The 18,169-nt window shown below is 47.8% G+C and carries 16 protein-coding genes; 10 read left to right on the top strand and 6 right to left on the bottom strand.

The genetic code is table 11. The features are described from left to right. Positions 1-358 precede the first annotated feature (358 nt). The gene (gene prfA / locus FTU54_RS00300; protein ID WP_005178710.1) at positions 359-1,447 is read left to right on the top strand and encodes a peptide chain release factor 1; all 1,089 of its coding nucleotides are present in this window, start codon (positions 359-361) and stop codon (positions 1,445-1,447) included. Then, the gene (gene prmC, locus FTU54_RS00295; RefSeq protein WP_075166875.1) at positions 1,447-2,274 is read left to right on the top strand and encodes a peptide chain release factor N(5)-glutamine methyltransferase; all 828 of its coding nucleotides are present in this window, start codon (positions 1,447-1,449) and stop codon (positions 2,272-2,274) included. The genes prfA and prmC overlap by 1 nt, the downstream gene beginning before the upstream one ends. Here the strand turns inward: prmC and FTU54_RS00290 are convergent. The 3 genes from FTU54_RS00290 to FTU54_RS00280 form a co-directional block, all read right to left on the bottom strand. Beyond that, entirely contained in the window at positions 2,271-3,182 is a 912-nt protein-coding gene (locus FTU54_RS00290; protein ID WP_127801223.1) for a bestrophin family protein, read from the bottom strand. The two genes, prmC and FTU54_RS00290, sit on opposite strands and share 4 nt — an antisense overlap. A gap of 148 nt (positions 3,183-3,330) precedes the next feature. Continuing rightward, complete coding sequence (locus FTU54_RS00285; RefSeq protein ID WP_005178707.1) at positions 3,331-3,681, bottom strand: hypothetical protein; 351 nt, start codon at positions 3,679-3,681, stop codon at positions 3,331-3,333. Positions 3,682-3,904: 223 nt separating this feature from the next. Further along, on the bottom strand, positions 3,905-4,924 hold the full coding sequence (locus tag FTU54_RS00280; RefSeq protein ID WP_016659091.1) for an AraC family transcriptional regulator: 1,020 nt from the start codon (positions 4,922-4,924) through the stop codon (positions 3,905-3,907). Positions 4,925-5,083: 159 nt separating this feature from the next. Here FTU54_RS00280 and FTU54_RS00275 point away from each other — a divergent pair, with 159 nt between their 5' ends. From FTU54_RS00275 to FTU54_RS00265, 3 genes are all read left to right on the top strand, one after another. Continuing rightward, a complete protein-coding gene (locus tag FTU54_RS00275) occupies positions 5,084-5,854 on the top strand; it encodes a 3-hydroxyacyl-CoA dehydrogenase (RefSeq protein ID WP_005178702.1) in 771 nt (256 codons plus the stop codon). Between the two features lie 178 nt (positions 5,855-6,032). Then, complete coding sequence (locus FTU54_RS00270) at positions 6,033-7,169, top strand: acyl-CoA dehydrogenase family protein (protein WP_016659090.1); 1,137 nt, start codon at positions 6,033-6,035, stop codon at positions 7,167-7,169. Between the two features lie 298 nt (positions 7,170-7,467). After that, positions 7,468-9,108, top strand: a complete 1,641-nt coding sequence (locus FTU54_RS00265; RefSeq protein ID WP_180074231.1) for an AMP-binding protein — start codon at positions 7,468-7,470, stop codon at positions 9,106-9,108. A 181-nt stretch (positions 9,109-9,289) separates the two neighbouring features. Here FTU54_RS00265 and FTU54_RS00260 read toward each other — a convergent pair whose 3' ends face one another. Beyond that, a complete protein-coding gene (locus tag FTU54_RS00260; protein ID WP_005178694.1) occupies positions 9,290-9,790 on the bottom strand; it encodes a pyridoxamine 5'-phosphate oxidase family protein in 501 nt (166 codons plus the stop codon). A 294-nt stretch (positions 9,791-10,084) separates the two neighbouring features. Between FTU54_RS00260 and FTU54_RS00255 the strand changes: the two genes are divergently transcribed. The 4 genes from FTU54_RS00255 (at position 10,085) to FTU54_RS00240 (ending at position 13,112) form a co-directional block, all read left to right on the top strand. After that, entirely contained in the window at positions 10,085-10,858 is a 774-nt protein-coding gene (locus FTU54_RS00255; protein WP_180069658.1) for a HesA/MoeB/ThiF family protein, read from the top strand. Positions 10,859-10,917: 59 nt separating this feature from the next. Continuing rightward, entirely contained in the window at positions 10,918-12,216 is a 1,299-nt protein-coding gene (locus FTU54_RS00250) for an AarF/ABC1/UbiB kinase family protein (protein WP_016659087.1), read from the top strand. 121 nt (positions 12,217-12,337) lie between these two features. Further along, positions 12,338-12,718, top strand: coding sequence for a dihydroneopterin aldolase (folB, locus tag FTU54_RS00245; protein WP_016659086.1), 381 nt, complete (start codon positions 12,338-12,340; stop codon positions 12,716-12,718). Continuing rightward, the gene (locus tag FTU54_RS00240; protein ID WP_005178682.1) at positions 12,675-13,112 is read left to right on the top strand and encodes a 2-amino-4-hydroxy-6-hydroxymethyldihydropteridine diphosphokinase; all 438 of its coding nucleotides are present in this window, start codon (positions 12,675-12,677) and stop codon (positions 13,110-13,112) included. Before folB ends, FTU54_RS00240 begins: the two co-directional genes overlap by 44 nt. Before the next feature lie 168 nt (positions 13,113-13,280). On the opposite strand, the gene coq7 is transcribed toward FTU54_RS00240, so the two are convergent. Both coq7 and FTU54_RS00230 read right to left on the bottom strand, forming a co-directional pair. Next, positions 13,281-13,916 (bottom strand): 2-polyprenyl-3-methyl-6-methoxy-1,4-benzoquinone monooxygenase, encoded by a 636-nt coding sequence (gene coq7 / locus FTU54_RS00235; protein WP_005178679.1) that lies wholly within the window; start codon positions 13,914-13,916, stop codon positions 13,281-13,283. Between the two features lie 4 nt (positions 13,917-13,920). Beyond that, positions 13,921-15,240: an MFS transporter gene (locus tag FTU54_RS00230; protein ID WP_016659084.1), complete on the bottom strand. Its 1,320-nt coding sequence runs from the start codon at positions 15,238-15,240 to the stop codon at positions 13,921-13,923. Positions 15,241-15,417: 177 nt separating this feature from the next. On the opposite strand from FTU54_RS00230, the gene FTU54_RS00225 reads away from it, so the two are divergent. Further along, positions 15,418-18,168 (top strand): autotransporter assembly complex family protein, encoded by a 2,751-nt coding sequence (locus tag FTU54_RS00225; protein ID WP_180074229.1) that lies wholly within the window; start codon positions 15,418-15,420, stop codon positions 18,166-18,168. Position 18,169 lies beyond the last annotated feature (1 nt).

Here is an 18,169-nt window from a genome sequence, read left to right as displayed (position 1 = left end):
ATTCACTCCATGTCCAAGAGCGGACTTTTTAATGTCATTTGATGGCAGTAAATGTAACAAAAGGATTCCCTGCAAATATGGAGAGGCACCTTCATAATTCAGTGCTTTGGTTTCGGCTTTGTATAAGTTGTATTAAAACTGTCGATTTTATCGGCAGCCCAGACTTTAAATTGAAAGAGGCAGGATGCATCTCTTGCACGCTGTAGCGTATTTGCCGGATTTGACCATCAACCACGCAGTTTCTGCTACGAATAAAGATGTTATTTGCTGGCCAGAATCGTTAAACTATGGCAATTTTTTGATTTCGCTGGCCTTATTGAATTAGGGCGACAGCCTGTATATTGAGATAATTTGCACAATGAAAGAATCGTTACGTTTACGATTAGATCAACTTTCTGACCGTCACGAAGAATTAACAGCACTCTTGGCCGATGCTGAAGTCATTTCCGATAACAAACGCTTTCGCCAGCTGTCGCGCGAACACAATGACCTGAGCGAAATTACCGAAGTCTGGGGCAAATATACCCAGGCCGAAGCCGATATTGAAACGGCTGAAGCAATGCTGTCCGATCCTGACTTTAAAGAGATGGCGCAGGAAGAGATCAAGGAAAACAAGGCACTGATTGAACAGCTGGAAGCGGATTTAAACATCCTGATGATTCCTAAAGATCCGAATGATGCCAACTCGGCCTATCTGGAAATTCGTGCCGGCACCGGTGGTGATGAAGCAGCAATTTTCTCCGGCGATTTATTCCGCATGTACAGCAAATATGCCGAATCTCAAGGCTGGCGTATTGAAGTGCTGTCAGAAAACGAAGGCGAACACGGCGGCTATAAAGAAGTGATTTGTCTGGTTAATGGTGACGGGGTCTATGGCCGCCTGAAATTTGAAAGTGGCGCACATCGTGTCCAGCGTGTTCCGGCAACTGAATCGCAAGGCCGTGTACATACGTCCGCCTGTACCGTGGCTATTTTGCCTGAAATTGATGTCGATACCACGGTGGATATTAACCCGGCAGATTTACGTATTGATACCTACCGCGCTTCGGGTGCCGGTGGTCAGCACGTCAACAAAACTGACTCTGCGGTGCGTATTACCCATATTCCAACCGGCACGGTGGTGGAATGTCAGGAAGAGCGTTCGCAGCACAAGAACAAAGCCAAAGCCATGGCCTTATTGGCCTCGCGTCTGGAAAATGCCAAACGTGCCGCAGCAGATGCCGCCACTTCGGAAATGCGTCGTGACCTGGTCGGTTCCGGCGACCGTTCCGAGCGTATTCGCACCTATAACTATCCGCAAGGGCGGATGACCGATCATCGTATTAACTTAACTTTATATAAGTTAGATGCAGTGATGGAAGGTGATTTAACCGAATTGCTGGACAGCCTGCACCGTGAATATCAGGCCGATCAGCTGGCGTTACTTGCCCAGCAAAATGGTGGCTAATGAAAATTGCCGATGCACTGGCCATTCGTGGCGTAGCAGACAGCTACGAACGTCAGGAAAATCTCTGGCTACTGGAGCATATTCTAGGTTTATCTGCCTTGGCGCTGAAATATCAGGCCGATCGTGAGCTAAGCCCAGAACAGGAACAGCAATATCTTGCGGGTATTGCCCGGATTGAAGCAGGTGAACCCTTGGCCTATGTCACCGGTTCACAGCCATTCTGGACACTGGATTTAAAAGTCACACCAGATACCCTGGTGCCAAGACCAGATACCGAAGTACTGGTAGAAAGCTGTTTGCAACTGGATTTACCGGCACAAGCGGCGATTATCGACCTGGGAACTGGCACCGGTGCGATTGCCTTGGCCTTGGCATCGGAACGTCCGGATTGGCAGGTGACTGCAACCGATATTTATCCGCCGACTCTGGCGGTTGCCAAAGAAAATGCGCAGACGCATAACTTGGAGCGGGTAGAGTTTAAGCTGGGCGCCTGGTTTGCTGCTTTAGGCGTTCCTGCCGAGCCGAGGTTTGATCTGATTGTGTCGAATCCACCGTATATTGCGGCTGATGATGTACATATGAAAGATTTGGCCACCGAACCTGAACGGGCCTTAGTGGCGGCCAAGCAGGGCTTATCTGATCTTGAGATTATTATTCAGCAAGGCAAGCACTGGTTAAAACCGCAAGGCTGGATTGCTGTAGAGCATGGTTATGATCAGGCAGTAGCTGTGCAAAATATCTTTAACGATGCCGGTTTTGTTGCGGTACGCACCATTCTGGATTATGGCGGTAATGATCGGGTGACTATCGGCCAACTCGGCGATTAAGTCAGGTTGCCTTTAATCGCCTGAATGGCCGGAGGTAACTCCTCACCCAAGGCACTAAGCATTTCCCGTTCAATCAGCCGGACCATGGCACTCAGTGGCAGGTCATTATCTTGCAGGCCAAATGGCTCTTCCAGTTGTTCGCTTAAGGCATCCAAACCCAAAAACAGATAGGCAATTAATCCCACCAGAATGGGGGTCCAGATACCTAAATTCGCCTCTAAACTAAAAGGCAGAATAAAGCAGAAACAGTACACGGTACGGTGTAGCAGTACCGAATACGAAAACGGTAACGGCGTGGTCAGAATTCGGTCACAGCCAGCCTGAATATCCCCCAAGGCAATAATGTGCTTGTTTAGACCATGATAGACAATATCTGACAGTTCGCCGCTGTGCAGGACCTTGACCAGATCTTTTTGAATCTGTTCCAGAATAAACTGGGCGGCATTGATATGCCCAAACAGCGCCTGATAATCGGCTGGGCTTAAATTGACCTTGTTATGATAAAAATCAATCGGCTCATTCTGGGTGCGCAGCCGGTTTTTCAGTAAATTGCTAAACAGCATTACCCGATACATCAGCACCTGACGTTCGGCGGGCGGCAACACATAGGAATCACGGGCAAGATGGCGTGAGGTGGCAATCAGCTGACCCCATAATTTGCGGCCTTCCCACCAGCGTTCATAACTGGCGGTATTTCTGAAACTGAGGAAAATCGACAGGATTACCCCGAAAATGGTAAAGCCAATTGCGGGCACAGCCGGCGCCTGTACATAATGATGCGAGGACAGATAGACCAGCACGGTGGAAATGAACACCACCATCATTAAGGCCGGCATGACCTTGGGCAAGATGGTGCCTGACCATGCAAAAAGTAATGCGAAACTGTTGCTTTTATCCCGAATAATCATAGTGCTTCTGCCCGGATGCTCAGCCGTAGTGTTCCATAGCCGGACAAGGCAATGCAAGCCGTATACGTTGGGATGATTCAGTATAATCCAAGCAAAAAAGTGACACCGTAGCGTCACTTGAATAGAGCGTTGGGTAACTGTCCAAGATTTACATTGGGTAATCTTGCAGACAGTCAGATACTTCCACTTGAGCCAGGCTATCGGTTTCTAAAGCCAGACACAGCGCTACAATTTTTGCCGTTTCGCTCAGGTTTTCATCTTTAAGTGCTAAGCCTGCTTGTAAGGCGTGCAGATCTTCCTGAGGAATATCTAAGGCTTGTGCCGCTTCTAGCGCATCTTCACGATCAAAAAATGCCGCCATCGCATTACGTAACTGATCTTCAGAGGTGTTGAGAATGCCTTGATTCAGCAATTCATCAAGTTGCTCTGAAGGAGTAGAAAGTGCGTGATTAAAATTTTGAACCAGATTTTGTGCAAGCACATCAATCATCTTAAGCATGGGAACCTCTAAAGATGGAGTACAACAAGGAGGAGGAGGGATTACAGCCAAAATTGCATAGAATCTATGCGATAAATTGAGTGAAAATTAATCTATTTTGGTGTGATTGGCAATGCTGTTACGATGAATGACCGGTTCAAATACTGCACTTGAAATGCCAAGTGCTTCATATTGCAACTTATATTTAAAAGTTCTGAGTTAAAAATATCAGCATAAATAACGGCTAGCTTTGATTCTGCCGGTAGGCCCCCGGATTTAAGCCAGTCCACTTTTTAAAGGCTCGGTGAAAGGCACTTGGATCATGAAAATTCAGCCGTTCACTAATATCTTGTAGCGATAGCTCGGTTTTCGAGAGCAGTTCAATCGCGGTATCGCGGCGGATTTCATTTTTCAGTTGCTGATAGCTGGTACCTTCCTGTTTTAAACGGCGCTGAAAAGTGGCGCCTGACATATTCAGTTGTCGGGTCAGTTCATGCAGTTCCAGCCATTCACTTGGCGGACGCTGCATCAGTTGTTTGCGAATCATCGTGCTTAACGCATGCGGATTTTTAAAACGCACCAGCAGGTTATACGGGGTTTGCTGTAAAAAGCGTTTCCAGCTGCGCTCATCCTGCTTGATTTTTAGACCCAAAGCCTGCGCATCAAAATAGATTCGGTTGTCGGGTTGTTCATAGCGAATGTTTTCACAAAAGCGCACCCGATAATCTGCATCATCGCTTGGAGCCGGGCATTTTAGTTCGATTTTTTGAATGGCAATGCGCTGTCCACTGAGCCAGCAGATCAGGCTATGCACCAGCATTAAATAAGTCGCATAACTGAACATGGCTTTGGGCTGCGCCCGATCATGAAGGGTCAGCACAGCAGCATCTTTGTTGAGCTGCAGTTCCCCGCGCAGATCATCCAGAATCAGGTTGAAAAACTTTAGAATCTCTTTCAGTGCGGTTTCAATGGTATCGGCAGAGTAGACCCATTTGGACAATAAACGATAACTGCCACGGCGCAGCGGATGGCTGTCCATACCAAAAAACTCATCATTCATGGCATCGGCCAGGGCAATCCACAGCTGCCCATATTGCAGCACCGACACCCGCGCTTTGGCCGAATGCATCAGCTCCAGCGGAATACCGGCCCGGGTCAGAATGGAGTGAATTTCCACCCCTTGCTGCTGGGCGGCTTGCAGTGCTTCATGCACCAGTGCAATAGAAATGGTGCCTTTACTATAATGCAAATGGGATGGCGTCATCGCGTGTCTATTCAATTTAAAATTATGTTAAAAATGCTATTGTTCAAAGGCATCATGCAGGATGCTGTATTTGGAAATTGTACTCAAGCTGGAGTCTGATTACTCTGCATCTTAAGTCGAGTATGTGTCATTGATAACAAAACTATTTGGGAAAATAAAATGAAGATTCAAGGAAAAGTATGTGTGGTTACCGGTGGTGCATCTGGTTTGGGCGCTGCTACTGCACAGTATCTGGTGGAGCAGGGGGCCAATGTCATTCTGGTCGATATGAATCAGGAGCTGGGTACGCAAATGGCACAGCAATTGGGTGAAAAAGCCCAGTTTAAGGCGCTGGATGTGACCGATGAAGCCGCGGTAGAGCAATTCTTTGCCGAGATTGAGCAGCACTATGGCCAGTTAAATGGTCTGGTCAACTGTGCCGGCATCGCACCTTCAGCCAAAGTGCTGGGCAAAGAAGGCTTACATAGCTTAAGCATGTTCCAGAAAGTGCTGGACATTAATGTCAGTGGCAGCTTTAACATGATTCGTTTTGCTGCGCAGCTGATGGCCAAATATCAACTGCAAGCTGGTGAAGAAGAGCGCGGTGTAATTGTCAATACCGCTTCAGTGGCGGCGTATGAAGGACAGATTGGTCAGGCGGCCTATTCTGCGTCCAAAGGTGCAATTGTGGCGATGACTTTGCCGCTAGCGCGTGAACTGGCCCGTGAATCGATCCGCGTGATGACCATTGCACCGGGGATTATGGAAACACCAATGCTGAAAGCCTTTCCACAGCATGTGCAGGATGCCTTAGGACAGATGGTGCCATATCCACCGCGTCTGGCTAAGCCACATGAATTTGCCCAGTTGGTAGGACAGATTTTTGAAAATGGCTATTTGAATGGTGAGGTGATTCGTCTGGATGGTGCGATCCGGATGCAGCCTAAATAAGTACAATGCTTAAAAAAGCAGCCCTTTGCTGGGTTAAATAAATAGCCTAAGTAAATAAAAATAAGATAAACCCATCTGGTCTGGTTGTCGTGCTGATGCTGCAGCTAGACCATCCCCCAAGTTTTTAGATCAGCCAGCGTACTTCAGCCGAATCCAACGTAATGAGAACGAGAAAGCAATGATTTTAAATGAACAACAAAAAATGGTTCAGGACATGATGCGTAGCTATGCGCAGGAGAAATTGAAACCGACCGCGGCCGAACGCGATAAAACCGCACAGTTTCCGGCACAGGAACTGAAAGAGCTGGGCGCTTTAGGTGCACTGGGCATGACCGTATCGGAACAGTGGGGCGGTGCCGGTCTGGACTATATTTCGCTGGTGCTGGCTTTAGAGGAAATTGCCGCAGGAGATGGTGCGATTTCGACGATTGTGAGTGTGCAAAACTCCTTGCCGTGCGGCATCATCCAGCGCTATGGCACTGAAGCGCAAAAACAGCATTATCTGACCAAACTGGCGACCGGTGAATGGTTAGGCTGTTTTTGCCTGACCGAACCGCAAGTCGGTTCCGATGCCAGTGCCATCGAATGTAAGGCTGAACGTGATGGTGACAGCTGGATATTAAATGGCACCAAGCAGTTTATTACCACCGGTAAACACGCCCAGCTGGCTTTAGTCTTTGCCGTGACCGATAAATCTGCCGGCAAAAAAGGCATTTCCTGCTTTTTGGTCCCGACCGAGAACCCCGGATATATCGTGTCGCGCTTAGAAGACAAAATGGGGCAGCATTGTTCCGATACGGCGACTATTGTGCTGGATCAATGCCGTATTCCAGCTGATCATCTGCTCGGTCAGGAAGGCGAAGGCTATAAAATTGCTTTGTCCAATCTGGAGTCAGGCCGGATCGGGATTGCTGCCCAATCGGTGGGGATGGCGCGTGCTGCTTTAGATGCCGCCGTGGAATATGCCAATGAACGTAAAGCCTTTGGGGTTGAGATCGTGCAACATCAGGCAGTGGCTTTTCGTCTGGCCGATATGGCCACGCAAATTGAAGCGGCGCGTCAGTTGATTTTGCATGCAGCCAGCTTAAAAGATGCCGGTTTACCGTGTTTAAAAGAGGCTTCGATGGCCAAACTGTTTGCTTCAACCATGGCAGAGCGCGTCTGCTCCGATGCCATCCAGATTCATGGTGGTTATGGTTATGTGTCCGACTTCCCGGTAGAACGGATTTACCGCGATGTTCGGGTTAGCCAGATTTATGAAGGTGCTTCGGATATTCAGCGTTTGGTGATTGCCCGGGCTGTGACCCAGCCTTAAACCGGCGTTGATACAGCAATATGTTCAAACACGGCATCACGATTGAGGCCAATGGAAATTGCAGTCGCGCCGTCCTTATGCTGAACTGAAGCATAAGATGTTATTCATCATCTAACCCATCTCCCATGTGAAGACCACTTTGCATGGGCACAACCTAAAAACAGCAGTATAAGAAATAACCCTGCAGTCGGATGGACTGCAGACCATCAGCCCGATGGCATGAAAACAACAAGGAACACGTTCTGCAATACGGATGTTTTTGCAGATCAATCGCCCCGAAGGATAAGAGGTTGCCCCCATGAAAACGTTGCAAGACGCCTATCAAGATTTTAATTTGGAACAACTGATTGCTACCCAGTTACAGGGAACGGCACAGGCGCTGAATGCCTATACCGAATGCTGTGGTCGATATTCTGGACAGCAGCACACCGCTTTGATCTGGGAGGGTAAGCAGGGTGAATCAGCCCGTTGGAGCTTTGATCAGCTGGCTGAGGCTTCAGGCAAGCTGGCCAATTATTTTCAAGAAAAGGGTTTAAAAGCAGGCGACTGTATTGCCGGTCTGCTGCCACGTACTCCGGAATTACTGATTACCGTATTGGCCACCTGGCGGATGGGCGCGGTCTATCAGCCGCTATTTACGGCATTTGAATCGAAAGCGATTGGACATCGACTGGAGACTGCCAATACCCGCTTTATTGTGACCCATACCGAGCAACGCGCCAAACTCAGTTCGTTGCAGCAGATTGGTATATTAACCGTCGGTGCCGAAGCCGCTGGAACAAGTGATGCCGATTTCTGGCAGCAGCTGAATCTGCATTCTGCCAGTTTTGAGCCGGTACTGCGCAGCTTTGAAGATGACTTCCTGATGATGTTTACTTCGGGCACCACGGGTCTGGCAAAATCGGTGCCGGTGCCTTTAAAAGCCTTGCTGGCCTTTAAAGGTTATATGCAGTATGCGGTCGATTTACGTGCTGAAGATTCGTTCTGGAATCTGGCCGATCCGGGCTGGGCCTATGGGCTGTATTATGGCATTACCGGGCCGCTCAGTCTGGGGCACAGTATTATCATGGATGAACGACCATTTAGTGTCGATCATGCACTGGAAGTCATTCAAAAATATCAGGTCAGCAATTTGGCCGGTTCACCAACAGCATTTCGTATGTTCTTTGGCTTTAAAGAAAAATTTGCCGGTGTACCTAAAACCTTGCGCGTGGTCAGCAGTGCCGGTGAGCCACTAACCCCAGAAGTTATTCACTGGTTTAAACAGGATCTCGAGGTCAATGTTTACGATCAGTACGGACAAACTGAACTGGGCATGGTGATTGCCAATCATCATGCGCTGGAACATCACAAAAAAGTGGGCTCGGCCGGTTATGCCATTCCGGGACATCGTTTTGCGGTATTAAATGCACAGCATCAGGAAGTTGCCGCGGGTGAAATTGGCACGCTGGCGCTGGATGAATCACAATCTCCATTAATGTGGTTTAAAGGCTATGCCGGACATAACCGTAAATCCTTTGTGGGCCAGTACTATTTAACCGGTGATACGGTGCGTTTAAATGAGCTGGGCGGAATTGATTTTATTGGGCGTGCAGACGATGTCATTACAACTTCGGGCTATCGGGTCGGACCGTTTGATGTCGAAAGCACCTTGCTGGAATGTGAGGAAGTGCTGGAATCAGCCGTGGTGGGTAAACCGGACCCGGCGCGTACTGAAATCGTTAAAGCCTTTGTGGTGCTAAAAGCACAATTTGCTGCAAGTCCGGCACTGGAACAAAAACTACAGCATTATGTGCGTTCACGTTTATCCAAACATGCTTATCCGAAAGAGATTGAATTTGTCGAGGCTTTACCCAAAACCTCCAGCGGCAAGATTCAACGCAATATCCTTAAGCAGCAGGAAATTGATAAACAGATACTGTTGGAAAAAGTCAGTTAAGAGGAGATAGAAGACAATTAAAATTATTTAATTTATGTAATTTGTATGTCATTACATTTGGTTTCTTGGTATTGATTTTTATCAGTTTTATTTTTATCTATAAAAAGTCACGCAAGAATCTGCAAAATACAGGTCAAAGCGTGACTTTTTTTATGGCTATTTCAAGGCGTATATGTGGCTGTTATAAATCCATTTTCTGGTGTTCAGAATTGGGTTCACCAGTTTTACCGGTCAGATTGCCTTTCAGTACTTTAAATAACTGGGTGACTTTATTGTCGGTGACATTCCAGTATTCGGCACTAATCGCTTCTGCCACCAGAACACGCACCGAAGGATCATCCTTGCCGTTAAACCAGTTTTCCGCCCATGGATTCCAGAGCTGATCAATCAGGGCACGATCTGTACTGATTTGTGCATGTGCACTCATCGACACATAAATCCCGTCTGAGGGTTTGGAGAACGCCAGACCAATCTGGTTACGGCCGCTGGTCACAGCTGTAACCAGATCATTGCTGTCACGCAAAATAAAATACAAATTCTGACGTTCATGCAGCTTTTCAGAATTGAGCATGGTCATTGGCTGTGCATGAATTTCTTGGGTTTCGGTGTGGTGACTGATCATGGTGAAGCGTACATCTTTAATCAGTTCCCATAATTTGTCGCGGTTATGTTGATCGTTCATGTGCTTTGCTCCTGATGTCAGTAAATGCGCTTTTACGCAAAAGAACTCATTCACAAGCAGAGTAAAACGATTTTTGTGCTTCGCGTAGCGGTCTCACCTAACTCATACAGATTCAGGGTAAAACAATATCTGCGCTCAACAAAAGCGCATCAGGCAAGACAGTTGTTTACATATCATCCAGACCAAGAGGTCATATATAAAACGAAGGGCGGCGAAAACCAAAAAAACGGTGGGTAAGGCTGTTAAAAAAAATCAATCGAATTACACTATAGCCAGCAAAAAACAGGAAGATAAATGGTGACACTTGAGGATAACTGGCAGGAACTGAGCGATGCAGAAATGCATTTATATAGTCGCCAGATTTTGCTGGATGGCTGGGACATCGAAGCGCAGGAAAAATTAAAACTGGCCAATGTGCTGATTGTCGGCTGTGGTGGTATCGGCTGTAGCAGTGCTGAACTGTTGGCGCGCGCCGGGGTCGGAAAAATCACCCTCATTGATGCAGATACGATTGAAATCAGTAACCTGCAACGTCAAATTGCCTATAGCGCAGAAGATTTAGGCTTCTATAAGGCCGACATTCTGGCCAAGCGTCTGCAAAAGATTAATCCGCATATTCAGGTACAGGCCATCACAGCCAAACTGGATGACAGCAATGCTATCGGACTGATTGCCCAGCAGGATCTGGTTTTAGATGGCTGCGATAATTTCAGTACCCGCTATCTGGTCAACCGTGTTTGTGTGCAGCATCAGGTGGCGCTGATTAGTGCCTCGGCCATTGGTTTTCAGGGCCAGTTGTTTATGGTAGAAGGTGATTCGGCCTGCTATGAATGCCTGTTTCCAAAAGAAGATCAGGCCAATGAAAGCCTGCGCTGCGCCGATTCTGGTGTGCTGGCCACGACTCCGAATGTGATGGCCAGTTTACAGGCGCATCATACCTTGATCTATTTAGGTCTGGGAATTGCTGCGTTAAAACAGAAGCTGCTGCTCTGGGATGGGCTGAGTTTAAAACAGCGCCTGCTGGCGTTTGAAAAAGACCGAAATTGCCCATGCTGTCAGGCAAGATAAATCTATCTGACATCAATTTTTTGCTACACTGACTCAAATTTAATTTCATCGAAGACATTATGAAAAACAATATCTGGTTAGATGGCCTTCGTTCCGTGGCGCGTATGGGCGAAACGGCGGTCGTGGCGGCCAAAGCCGGCCTGAAATATGCGACTGAAAAACCCAGCAATGCCAAACTGATGCGTGAAACCTTTGAATCGCTCGGTTCAACCTATATCAAGCTGGGACAGTTTATTGCCAGCACGCCGTCTTTGTTTCCACGTGAGTATGTGGAAGAGTTTCAGGGCTGTTTAGATCAAACTCCATCATTGCCGTTTAGCTATGTACAGCAGGTGCTGGCTTCAGAATTCGCCGGGCGTGATTTAGGCGAAATTTTTGCCTCGATTGATGAAACCCCGCTGGCTTCGGCTTCCATTGCCCAGGTGCATGCTGCCAAGCTGGTCTCGGGCGAAGATGTGGTGATTAAAGTCCAGAAACCGGGTGTGGAAACCATTTTATATACTGACCTGAATGTGCTGCACTGGGCCACCAAGCTGCTGGAAAAAGCCGTACCAAAAGTAAAATTCGCCTCTCTGGCCGATATTGTCGAAGAAATTAAAGTCCGTATGGTGCGCGAAGTCGACTTTATTGAAGAAGCCAAAAACCTGGATGATTTTGTCAATTATCTGAACCTGACCCAGAATCAGGCTGCAACAGCGCCGAAGGTTTATCATCAGTATTCCACTCGCCGGGTGTTGACCATGCAGCGTCTTTTCGGGGTGCCTTTAACCGATTTTGAAGTGGTAAAACAGTATGCCAAAGACCCGTCGCAGGTGTTAATTACCGCCATGAATACCTGGTTTGGCAGCCTGATGATGTGTAACAGTTTCCATGCCGACCTGCATGCTGGCAACCTGATGCTGCTGGAAGATGGCCGCGTCGGTTTTATTGATTTTGGTATTGTCGGGCAGCTGAAGCCTGAAGTCTGGACGGCCTGTATCGCCTTTATGGATGCCTTGCAGAATACCGACTACACGCTGATGGCGGAAAACATGCTGAAAATGGGCATGACCGATACCCAGATTAACACCCAAGTGCTGGCGCAAGATTTGGAACGTCTGTTTAGTGGTGTACTGCTGGCCGATCCACAGGAAATCCTCAGTTCAAATCCGGCCGATTTAAATGACATCATGATGGATATGGTGGCGGTTGGTGAACGTCATGGCATCCGTTTCCCGCGTGATTTCGCGCTGCTGTTCAAGCAAATGCTGTACTTTGACCGTTTCATGCGTATCCTGGCGCCGTATACCGACATTTATGCCGACCAGCGCTTGCAGATGGTACAAAGTATGGACCCAAATCTGCTGCTCAAACATTAATTTATAGACATCGCCCAGCTTTTATATAACAAGCAAGCTGCTGCTACATCGCAAAGCGACACACGTGATGCTGATGTAGCAAGCAGGTGATGATTCACGTTATACACGCCCGAGTAATCCGATGGACGCAATTATTATTGAAGGCTTAAAGGTCGAAACAGTGGTGGGCTGTTTTAACTGGGAGCGTCAGATTATCCAGCCTTTGCTGCTGGACTTAAGCATTCAGTGCAGTCTGGAGCAGGCTGCCTGTTCTGATGAACTGGAAGATACCCTGAACTATGCCGAAATTTGCGAAATTTCTGCGCAAGTGATTCAGGCCGCTCAGCCAAAATTGATTGAACATGCAGCAAAGCTGGTGCTGGATGCACTTTTTGCTCACTATCCTACAGTTGAATCGATTATGATTAGCATCCGCAAGCCTGCCATTATCCCGCAAGCCCAATCTGTAGGAATTCGTCTTGAACGCCACCGAAACGATTTTCGCCCTAGCACTGGCGAGTAATTCTCATCCTGAACAGCATTTTCAACAGGCATTTGCTGCGCTGTCGCGTTTGGGGCGTTTGCAGTGTTCCTCGATTTATCTGATTCCGTGCCGGGATGGGATTGGTGCGGATTACTGGAATGCCGCCTGTCTGCTCAAGAGTGAACACAGTGTCGAGCAGATTCTGGCCTTGCTAAAACAGTTAGAAGCAGATTCCGGGCGGGTACGACCTTCACATCAAATCAGTTTAGATGTGGATTTAATTGCTTGGGGGACAAGCCTAGAGCAAATGCAATTTAATCCAAAGAAATTACCGCTGGCGCTGGATGTAAAAATCCCGATGTTTGAGCTGTGGCACAATGCGGCATTTGCCCACCAGCCCCATCCATTTCCTGTGATTCAATGTTCAGCGTGAAGATGACATGACTCATCAGCAAGCCCGGTTTTATACCGGGCTTTTTAAATTAAGTAGATAAATTGGTCGTGTTGATTTTACTTAAGCTTGCACACGCATGATAAAATAGCCTGCGAGGATGCAGGCTGTTTTTGGAATCTTTCATCAAACATGATGAAGATAAAACGCTTAAATATAATAACTAGTCTTGGTCATCAGTTTTGAAATACCGGTCATAGCAATACGTACAGGCGCAGGGAGATCAACCCCGCCTGCATTTAGCGCCGTATCACGATGATGCAGCTCATCCTCGTTCATTTGTTCCAGAATTTTGCGCGAGCGTTCATCATGTGCCGGCAATTGACGAATATGATCTTCTAAATGCAGGCTGACCTGACGCTCAGTTTCAGCGACAAAACCTAAGCTATATTTGTCTCCGGCAATTCCGGCAATAGCGCCCATGCCAAAAGATAGTCCGTACCAGACCGGATTGAGCAGGCTGGTATGGCTATCCAGTTCTTTTAAACGGTCTTCACACCAGGCCAAATGATCCTGTTCTTCAATGGCGGCCTGTTCCATTTCGCGGCGTACATTCGGGAGCTTCGCTGTCAGTGCCTGACCATGATACAGCGCCTGCGCACAAACTTCACCACTATGATTGACCCGCATTAATCCCGCCACATGACGCGCTTCACTCACTGCTAATTGAGTTGGAGTATTTTGCCCAGGATTATCGCGCTGAGCCGAGGTGACGCCCGGAACCAGGCTGCGTAAGGCCTGATCAAATGAATGAATAAACTTGTCGAGACCGGTGTAATGACGCATGAATTTAATCCTCCAGAGGGTCTGCTGCAGTATCAAGCATAGACTTGAGTTTAAACAAGAGCCAGATGGTGAATATGGCGCTTAAAACAGCAGTAATGCAAAACAGAATTTTAAGGTCAATTTGCAGCACGCTTAAAATAATAATCGAGAAGATGGCTGAAGAAACCATAAAAATCGCATTTAAAATGTTATTGGCTGCCACCACCCGGGCACGATGCGAGCGCGGTGAATAGGCCTGCATCATGGCATATAGGGGCACAATATAAAAACCACCGCTAATACCGAGCAAGGTCACGGCTAGCATCACATGATAATAACTCCAGCCTTGCTGAAAGACTTCACTTAAGCCCAGCAGTTCGCCAGTTTGTGGTGGTACAAAGGCCAGGGCGGCGGCCAGATAAAATGCAAATACGGTTAAACCGACTGCACCAATCGGCACCATCTTGATATTTACCTCGGTACCGCCAATTTTACGACAGAGTAATGAGCCGACACCAATCCCGACCGAGAAGAAAGTTAGCAATAAGCTGACCACATTTTCAGAAGCATGCAGATTTTGCTGGGTCAGCTGCGGAATTTGGGTCAGATACGTCGCGCCGTAAAACCAGTACCAGGAATTACCGAGTAAAATCAGAAAAATCAGCGGCAGGTTTTTGGCATATTTTAAGGTTTGAATACTGGTACGGAAAAAGTTCCAGTCCACCTGTAACTGCGGTGCAGCAATCGGCTGTTTTAAAATAAAACGGCTGGCAAGATAACCGACCACGGCAATAGCCAGCACGGTCAGGCTGATCCAGAGTAAATTACCAGCGGAGAGGGAAATCACTGCGCCGCCTAGAATCATCCCGACCAGAATGGCAATTGAGGTGCCGGACTGGAACAGCGCATTTCCCGACATCAACTCATTCGGTTTCAGGATTTCTGGCAAAATCGCATATTTGATGGGACCAAAAAAGGTCGATTGGGTACCCATTAAAAACAGGGCAAACATCAGCAACCATAAGTTGCCAATCAGGAAGCCGACCGTGGCCAGTAACATCACCGCAATTTCCAGCAGTTTTAAATAACGCACCAGCTGCGAGCGTTCATATTTATCGGCAATTTGTCCGGCTGTGGCCGAGAAAATAAAATAGGGCAAAATGAACAGCAGTGCTGCCAGATTATTCAGGGTGCTGATACTGCCAGATTGCTGACTGATCCAGCCATAGGTAATCACCAGCAGCAAAGCCTGCTTAAACACGTTGTCATTCAGCGCGCCCAGAAACTGGGTACAGAACATGGGCAAGAAGCGTCGTGTGGCTAGCAAATTTTCATTTTTTTCCATAAGAAGTGGACTTCATTAGTTTTATTAAGAAATGTGACCAATTGATATAATTGCCCGAAAATCATGTATGATATTTTGCAGTGTTTTCACTGTTGAAAAAATCCAATAAATTAGAGTCTGTTAGCGAACATTTCATTGCGGATTTTTCCATTAAAAAGATTAAATTTAGAGTTTTCTATGCTTGTGAACCGAACTTTTAAAAAGTCTGCGCTGTCTAACAGTATGCATGCCATAATTCAGTGGAGGCATTCCAGACAACTTTGTCTGAGCATCTTTTTAAGTTTAGTCGCACAGCAGGGCTTTAGTCAAAATCCTCCCGCAGTGGCGGAACCGGCGAGCGATCCGGTCGCATCGGCCGACATGAAACAGGAAATTCGCGATCTGGCGCTCAGCCAAGGTAAAGATACCCCTGAAGAATTAGAAAAAATTGAAAATTTTCAGGCGCCCAGCACTGAGCCGGACAGCCTGGAGATGTTGCAACAGCAGAAAAATAGCAATGAACCGATAGCCGCTTTTCAGCCAATTGAACTGGAAAATCTGGATGATTTGCCGGTAATGCCGGTCGATGCCAATATGGCTGCAGAAATTTTCCAGATCGCTGAACAGGCCAAACAGGAAGCACGCCAGTATCGCGCCGAGCAGAATACCGAAGTACTGATTAATGATGCCACCCAGCAGGAACTGGCTGAAATTAACCAGTCTCCGGTCAATGTCGACCAGCTGATGGACAGTATCCGCGCCGACAGCCAGATTGTGGTGGAAGCTAATACCTCCGGCCGAACCCTGACGGAGTTGGGCCTGAATACAGAAGTGGCCGATGCCGATAAACCGGGCTTTTTCCGGCGCTTGCTGTATAAGGTACGTCCACCGCGTGAGTTAAATACTGCACGGGTGCCCCGGATTAGTGCCGATGTGGTGATTACCGGCGCCGAGAATAGTGGTGAAGTTTCCGCAGAGGCCTATGCCACGGCACTGGAAAATCTGCGTGTCAATGTGCGCGGCAAACTGTCCAGTTTTACCCAGGAATCTTTTGCCGATTTTCCCTCGGCTTTACCGCAGTTGCGTTCTTTATCCAATCAGGCGGCACAGGCCGTCGGCTTTTATCATGCCGAATTCAAGTTTGAAAAGCTGAATGACAGCCGGGTGCGGGTTCTGGTCACACCAAATACACCGGTGCGTGTGCAGGAGCAGAATATTGAATTTAGCGGCCCAGGTGAGAATCTGGCACAGTTCCAGGTAATTCGCGTCCTGCCCGATCAGGATGTGGGCGATGTGTTTCACCACGGTCTGTATGAAGAGACCAAAACCCGGATTAATGATGCTGCCTCCAACAACGGTTTCTTTGATGGCTATTGGCGCCTGCATGACGTGAAAGTGGCGCAGCCGCAAAATACTGCCGATATTAACCTGCGCTATGAAACCGGCGAGCGTTATACGCTTGGACCAGCTCAGTTCCGGATGAGTGATCCGAGCAAGGAATTTCCTCTGGATATGGATATTCTAGAAAGCATGGTGCCGTGGGAAGATGGCGCCGATTACACCTTCTGGCGGGTCAACGGTCTGGCCAATAACCTGACCAACTCACGTTATTTTAACTATACGCTGGTCGATACCATGCGTCCCGATCCGCTGGAACGCCCCCCAGAATTGCCACCGGATATTCAGGCCCTGGTTGATCAGCGCAAACTTTCTGCTGAAGATTTCCAGCCGGTTCAGGACCAGAAAGATTTAAGCTCGACTGAAGAAGTGACCCAGTCAGTGGTGGATGAAGACCAGTTTGCTGGTACTCAGGAAGCGGAGCAGAATGAAAACATCCGTCAGCTACGGGTCGAACAGCAAACCCAGCAATCAGAAGAAGAGCGGCTAAAAGAACAGGCACGTCTGGAAAAGAAAATTCCGGTGATTGTGACTTTGAACGCCGACAAACTGAACAGTGCAGAAGTTGGTGCCGGTTATGGCACAGATACCGGAATGCGTGTACGTGGCCAGTATCGCCGGGCCATTGTTAACCGTCGTGGTCATTCCTTCGACGCCAACCTGGAACTGTCTGAAATCCGCCAGTCTTTAGATGGCCGCTATAGCATTCCTTATAATCATCCACTGAATGACTATATTACCTTGGTGGCCGGTTATGAACGTGAAGAGCGTAGCGATGTTTCTGCCGGTAATGACCTGTTAATTGAATCGGCAGTGGCCGGCGCCGACCGGATTATTAAAAATCCGCGTGGCAGCTGGCAACATGCTTATGGTCTGCGTTACCGTCTGGACCGTTTAACCCAGAACGGTGTGGTCGATATTGACAAGATTCCTGACGCCTTTATTGGCAATGGTTCCACCGAGCAGCAATCTTTACTGTTTGGTTATGAACTGTCACGTACCGACAGCAGCCCGCGTGTCAATCCGACCCGTGGTTTCAAGCAGATTTATAAAGTTGAACTCGGCAGTGAAAGCCTGTTGTCCGATGCCGATATGGCAATTTTAAATGCCGGCTGGCGTTTTATTTATTCTCTGGGTGAAAATAACGATCATCAGTTTGTTGGTCGTGCCGATCTGGGTTATATCGTGACCGAAGATTTTAGCAAAGTGCCTTATAATCTACGTTACTTTGCCGGTGGGGATCAGACCATTCGCGGTTTTGACTTTAAGAGCCTGTCTCCGCAAATTGATGGCTTTAAAATTGGTGGACAAGCACTTGGGGTGGGCTCACTGGAATATAACTATCAGTTCAGGGAAGGCTGGCGCGCAGCAATTTTTAGCGATTTTGGTAATGCTTATGATGCCGATTTTAGCAATCCGACCGAATACAGTGTCGGTTTAGGGGTACGCTGGGCATCCCCAATTGGCCCGATTCGGGTTGATGTCGCTTCGGGCATTTCGGATGAGAATCATCCAATTCGTCTGCATTTCTTTATTGGCTCGCAATTATAAA

This window comes from Acinetobacter sp. YH12116 (assembly GCF_013418895.1).
Lineage (GTDB): Bacteria > Pseudomonadota > Gammaproteobacteria > Pseudomonadales > Moraxellaceae > Acinetobacter > Acinetobacter indicus.
Note: the sequence above shows the minus strand (reverse complement) of the source record. Positions and strands in the feature narration are given on the sequence as shown.